Genomic DNA, 5,583 nt, shown 5'->3' with positions numbered 1-5,583 from the left:
TCGCCGCACTTCAACCCGGCGGATGTCGAACGCATCCGCGCGCAGGTCATCTCGGGCCTGCGCCGCGAGACCACCAATCCGACCTCGCTGGCGAGCCGCAAGTTCCTGGAGGTCGCCTTCGGCGACCATCCCTACAGCCGGCAGACCAACGGCAATCTCGACAGCGTGCCGACCATCACCGTCGCCGACATGAAGGATTATGTCGGCCGGGTGATCGCAAAGGACGGGCTGAAGATCGCCGTCGTCGGCGATGTCGATCCGGCGACCCTCGGAAAGCTGCTCGACCACACCTTCGGCAGCCTGCCCGCCAAGGCCAATCTGACGCCAGTGCCCGACGTCGAGGCCGCCAAGCCGCCGCAACGCGCTTTCGTGACGCTCGACGTGCCGCAGACCGTGATCACCTTTGGCGGCCCCGGCGTGAAACGCAGCGACCCGAGCTTCATGGCAGCTTACGTGGTCAACCACATCCTCGGCGGCGGCGGGTTGTCCTCCCGGCTCTATCGCGAGGTCCGCGAGAAGCGCGGGCTGGCCTATTCGGTGTACGAATCGCTGCTCTGGATGGAGCATTCGGCGATCTTCATCGGCAATACCGGAACCCGCGCCGACCGCGCCGGCGACACCATCGATGCCATCGACAAGGAAGTGCGCCGCATGGCCGAGGAAGGCCCGACCCAGAAGGAGCTCGACGAGGCCAAGTCCTACCTCAAGGGCTCGCAGATGCTGGCGCTCGACACCTCATCCAAGCTGGCGCAGGCGCTGCTGCAATATCAGCAGGACAAGCTGCCGATCGACTATATCGACAAGCGCAACGGCATCATCGAGGCCGTAACGCTGGACGACGCCAAGGCGGTCGCCAAGCGGCTCTGGGGCCAGGGCCTACTGACCGTCGTCGTCGGCCGCGCCCCGCAGGCCGCCGCGCAGCCGTCGGCGGCGCCGGTGACGAAGTCGAACTGATCCAACTGTAACCCGGGGCGATGCACAGTATCGACCCCGGAATGACGAACTCCATCCAAAACCGCTATTGTGCGCACCCGAATCTGTTTCTGGTGGCCACATGCTGCGGATATCCCGCGATCTCGTCATCGACGAGGACGACATCGAGATCGGCTTTGTCCGCGCCTCAGGCCCGGGCGGGCAGAACGTCAACAAGGTCGCGACCTCGGCGCAATTGAGGTTCGACACGCGCAAGCTGACCATCCCGGAGGATGCGGCGCTGCGCCTCGCCCGCCTCGCCGGCCAGCGCATGACCAGGGACGGCGTGATCGTGAGACACGCCCAGCGCTTCCGTACCCAGGAGCGCAACCGCCAGGACGCGATCGATCGCCTGACCGGGATGCTGCGCGAAGCCATGGTGCGGCCAGTCCCGCGCCGCGCCACCAAGCCGACCTACGGCTCCAAGCAGCGTCGGCTCGAGGGCAAGAAGCGCCGCAGCGACGTCAAGGCCGGGCGCGGCGGCCGCTTCGACGATTAGGCGTTTGTTCCGGCGCGCACAGCATGTGGGCAGCTCGGACATGCCTCATGCAATTGACCGCCGGCAGGACTAGATTGGCGGCCTGAACGTCCGCTGAGTCCCCCATGCCCGTCCGCCAGCTTCCAGAACAGGTCGTCAACCGCATCGCCGCCGGCGAGGTGGTCGAGCGCCCCGCCAGCGTGGTCAAGGAGCTGGTCGAGAACGCGATCGATGCCGGGGCGAGCCGGATCGACGTCTTCACCGACGGCGGCGGCCGACGGCGGATCGGCATCACCGATGACGGCGGCGGCATGACCGCGAAGGATCTCGCCCTAGCCGTCGAGCGCCATGCGACGTCAAAACTCGATGACGAGGATTTGCTGCAGATCCGCACCCTCGGCTTCCGCGGCGAAGCGCTGCCGTCGATCGGGTCGGTGGCGCGGCTCTCCATCACCACGCGGCATGCCAGCGAGCCGCATGCCTGGGCACTGACCGTCGAAGGCGGCGAGAAGTCCGAGATCATGCCGGCGGCGCTGGCGCATGGCACCCGGGTCGAAGTCGGCGACCTCTTCTATGCGACGCCGGCGCGGCTGAAGTTTCTGAAGACGGACCGCACCGAGGCGGAAGCGATCCGCGAGGTCGTTCGGCGGCTCGCGATGGCGCGGCCCGACATCGCCTTCACGCTTGCGGGCGAGGAGCGCGCGCCGGTGACCTGGGCCGCCGCCCTGCCCGGCGCCGCCGGCCGCCTGACGCGGCTTGGCGACATTCTCGGTGCGGAATTCCGCAGTCACGCCATCGAGGTCCACGCCGAGCGCGAGGGCGTCGTCGTCGCCGGCTACGCCGCGGCGCCGGCGCTGACGAAGGCCAACGCGCTCGGGCAATATCTCTTCGTCAACGGCCGCCCGGTCCGCGACAAGCTGATCCTGGGGGCGGTGCGCGCGGCCTATGCCGACTATCTGCCGCGCGACCGCCATCCGGTGCTGGCGCTGTTCGTCACGCTCGATCCGCGCGAGGTCGACGCCAACGTGCATCCGGCCAAGACCGAGGTGCGCTTCCGCAACGCCGGCCTCGTGCGCGCGCTGATCGTGCACGGATTGAAAGAAGCTCTCGCACGCGAGGGCCGACGCACCGCGGCCAACAGTGGCGAGAGCGCATTGTCTGCGCTCCGCCCGGCCTTCACGCCGCAGCGTCCGGCGAGTTGGGATTGGCGGACCTCGCCCGCCGCTCCGGTCGCGCCGTTGCCGTCATTCGAAGGCGCTGCGGCGCCCGCTTTCGCCGAGCGCGCTCAGGCCGCCTTCGACGTCGGCGCGCCCAGCGCGGACGTGCGGATCGAGAGTCAGCCCGCCGGCGATCTCGTCGACCGCCCACTCGGCGCGGCGCGTACCCAGATCCACGAGACCTACATCGTCTCGCAGACCCGCGACGGCCTCATCATCGTCGACCAGCACGCGGCGCATGAGCGCATCGTCTACGAGCGGCTGAAGGCCTCGCTGGCCGCCAACGGCGTGCAGCGGCAGATCCTGCTGATCCCCGAGATCGTCGAGATGGACGAGGCGACGGTGGAGCGCCTGCTGGAGCGTAGCGAGGAACTTGCTTCATTCGGCCTCGCCATCGAATCCTTCGGCCCCGGCGCGGTCGCGGTGCGCGAGACGCCGTCGCTGCTCGGCAAGACCAATGCCGGCGGCCTGCTGCGCGATCTCTCCGAGCACATGGCCGAATGGGACGAAGCGCTGCCGCTGGAGCGCCGCCTGATGCACGTCGCGGCGACCATGGCCTGTCACGGCTCGGTGCGCGCCGGCCGTCGCTTGCGGCCGGAGGAGATGAACGCGCTGCTCCGCGAGATGGAGGACACGCCGAACTCCGGCCAGTGCAATCACGGCCGGCCGACCTATGTCGAGCTGAAGCTGAGCGACGTGGAGAAGCTGTTCGGACGGAGGTGACGATGCGGTAGTGTGAATTGGCCGAAGGCGTAATCCACCTCTTCTGCTTCCGCGGTGACAGACAGTGGCGGATTACGCTTCGCTAATCCGCCCTACGCAAAAACACGAACTCCGTGTCGTCATAAGCCCGCCGCTCCAGCTCCTCATATCCGTCCGGCGTCGCGAACTGCGCGGCCTTGGCCTCCTCGACCACCAGCAGCGCGCCCGGGGTGAGCCAGCCGCCGTCGCGCAAGGACGCGAGCGCCTTTTCGGCAAAGCCCTTGCCGTAGGGCGGGTCGAGGAACACCAGCGAGAACGGCTCGACGGGATGCGCCGGGCCGAGGTCGGTGGCATCGCGGCGGTACACCTTGGTGACGCCGCCGAGGCCGAGCGCCTCGACATTGTTGCGCAGCAGAGCCCGTGCCTCCGCACCGTTGTCGACGAACAGCACGAACTTCGCCCCGCGCGAGGACGCCTCGATGCCGAGCGCGCCGGTGCCGGCGAAGAGATCGAGCACGCGCGCGTCGGGAATCGGATCGTCATAGGCATGCACGAGGATGTTGAACACGGACTCGCGCAGCCGGTCCGCCGTGGGGCGGATGTCGCGCGAGGACGGCGAGGCGAGATTGCGCCCCTTCAAGCGACCGCCGACGACGCGCATTATGAGGCCCACATCTTTCTGGCACGGAAGGTGCGCTCCCTTCCCCCTTGTGGGGAAGGGTCGGGGAAGGGGGTGCCACGCGCACAGACCTCCCGTGGGGTACCCCCCTCCCTAACCCTCCCCCACAAGGGGGGAGGGAACGAGATCGTGCGGAGCGAATGACCGTGCTCCACCTCAATCCTCCCGCGGCGTCAGGTCGCGCTTGCCGTGATAGCCGCGCTTGGGACGGCGCGGCGGGCCGTAGCCGCCTGCTTCCATCTCGTTGCGCTCGCGCGCCTCCTCGCTGCCGGTACGCTGCACCAGGACGCGGCGGCCCTTGCGGTCGTTGATGACGGCGCGCTTGGTGGCGGGCTTCTTCTCGCTGGGCGCGTCGTCGACACGAGAGGATTTCGACGGTGCGTCGAACTGCGCGCCCGACTTCTCGATCACCTTCTCGCCGAGCTGCTCGCGCAGCACGCGCGAGCGAACCTCCTCGACCTGTCCTTCGGGGACCTCGCCGAGCTGGAACGGGCCGTAGGAGACGCGGATCAGCCGGTTCACCTCGAGGCCGAGATGAGCGCAGACGTTGCGCACCTCGCGGTTCTTGCCTTCGCGGATCGCGAACACCAGCCAGACATTGGCGCCCTGGTCGCGCTCCAGCGTCGCCTCGATCGGCCCGTATTTGACGCCCTCGATCTCGATGCCGTTCTTGAGCTCGTCGAGCTGCGCCTGGGTGACGTCGCCATGGGCGCGGACGCGGTAGCGGCGCAGCCAGCCGGTGTCGGGCAGCTCGAGCGTGCGTGCGAGGCCGCCGTCATTGGTGAGCAGCAAGAGGCCTTCGGTGTTGAAGTCGAGCCGGCCGACGCTGATGAGGCGCGGCAGGCCTTCGGGCAGATTGTCGAACACGGTCGGACGCCCCTCGGGGTCGTCATGCGTCGTCATCAGCCCGCGTGGCTTGTGATAGAGGAACAGCCGCGTGCGCTCGCGCTCCGGCAACGGCTTGCCGTCGACCAGGACGACGTCGTTCTTGGTGATGTCGAGCGCCGGCGAGTTGATGACGCGGCCGTTGACGGTGATGCGGCCCTGCGTGACCATTTCCTCGGCGTCGCGGCGCGAGGCAAGCCCCGCACGGGCCAGCGCCTTGGCGATGCGCTCGCCGGCCTTCTTAGGCTTCGGCGCGTCTTCGCGGCGCGGCCGGCCCTCGACATCACGATCGCGCTGGCGATAGGCGCCGCGGCCGCCGAAGGCGGGGCGCTTCTCGAAGATCCTGCTCTCATCCTCGTTTTCGCGGCGCGGACGATCGCCGAAACGGCCTTCGCTGCGCGGATGCTCGTGCCAGTCGGAGCGGCCCTCCGAGCGTTCACGAGGACGGTTGAATTTCGGACGGTCGCCGCCACGCTCGCCATCGCCGTCGCGACGGGGCCGATCGAATTTCGGGCGATCATCGCGCGGGCGATCGAATTTGGGCCGTTCGCGAAACGGACGTTCGCCCGACGGACGATCGTCGCGCGAACGGGAGAAGCGGGGACAAGCCCTGGCAGAAGCGCGAAGGCAGCGAGGAGCGTCCCCGCTTC

General features: G+C 68.5%; 5 protein-coding genes. 3 read left to right on the top strand and 2 right to left on the bottom strand.

The window, feature by feature from the left end; genetic code table 11:
* The 3 genes from JHD07_RS31465 to mutL form a co-directional block, all read left to right on the top strand.
* Positions 1-954 (top strand): pitrilysin family protein (locus JHD07_RS31465; protein WP_291629235.1); only part of this gene is annotated, 954 nt, incomplete at its 5' end.
* A gap of 100 nt (positions 955-1,054) precedes the next feature.
* A complete protein-coding gene (gene arfB / locus JHD07_RS31460) occupies positions 1,055-1,471 on the top strand; it encodes an alternative ribosome rescue aminoacyl-tRNA hydrolase ArfB (RefSeq protein WP_291629233.1) in 417 nt (138 codons plus the stop codon).
* 104 nt (positions 1,472-1,575) lie between these two features.
* On the top strand, positions 1,576-3,390 hold the full coding sequence (mutL, locus tag JHD07_RS31455) for a DNA mismatch repair endonuclease MutL (protein WP_291629231.1): 1,815 nt from the start codon (positions 1,576-1,578) through the stop codon (positions 3,388-3,390).
* Positions 3,391-3,472: 82 nt separating this feature from the next.
* Here mutL and rsmD read toward each other — a convergent pair whose 3' ends face one another.
* Positions 3,473-4,030 carry a 16S rRNA (guanine(966)-N(2))-methyltransferase RsmD gene (rsmD, locus tag JHD07_RS31450; protein WP_291629228.1) on the bottom strand — a complete coding sequence of 186 codons (558 nt, stop codon included), beginning with the start codon at positions 4,028-4,030 and terminating at the stop codon, positions 3,473-3,475.
* Between the two features lie 174 nt (positions 4,031-4,204).
* The coding region (locus JHD07_RS31445) for a pseudouridine synthase (protein WP_291629226.1) at positions 4,205-5,583 on the bottom strand (1,379 nt) is incomplete at its 5' end.

It is taken from the genome of Bradyrhizobium sp. (assembly GCF_016462955.1).
Classification (GTDB): Bacteria; Pseudomonadota; Alphaproteobacteria; order Rhizobiales; family Xanthobacteraceae; genus Bradyrhizobium.
This window is presented reverse-complemented; position numbering and strand designations above follow the sequence as displayed.

What these genes read in the sequence shown, in the direction of transcription:
- arfB (WP_291629233.1), top strand. Translation starts at nt 1,055, where the DNA reads ATGCTGCGGATATCCCGCGATCTCGTCATCGACGAGGACGACATCGAG.
- mutL (WP_291629231.1), top strand. Translation starts at nt 1,576, where the DNA reads ATGCCCGTCCGCCAGCTTCCAGAACAGGTCGTCAACCGCATCGCCGCC.
- rsmD (WP_291629228.1), bottom strand. Translation starts at nt 4,030, where the DNA reads ATGCGCGTCGTCGGCGGTCGCTTGAAGGGGCGCAATCTCGCCTCGCCG.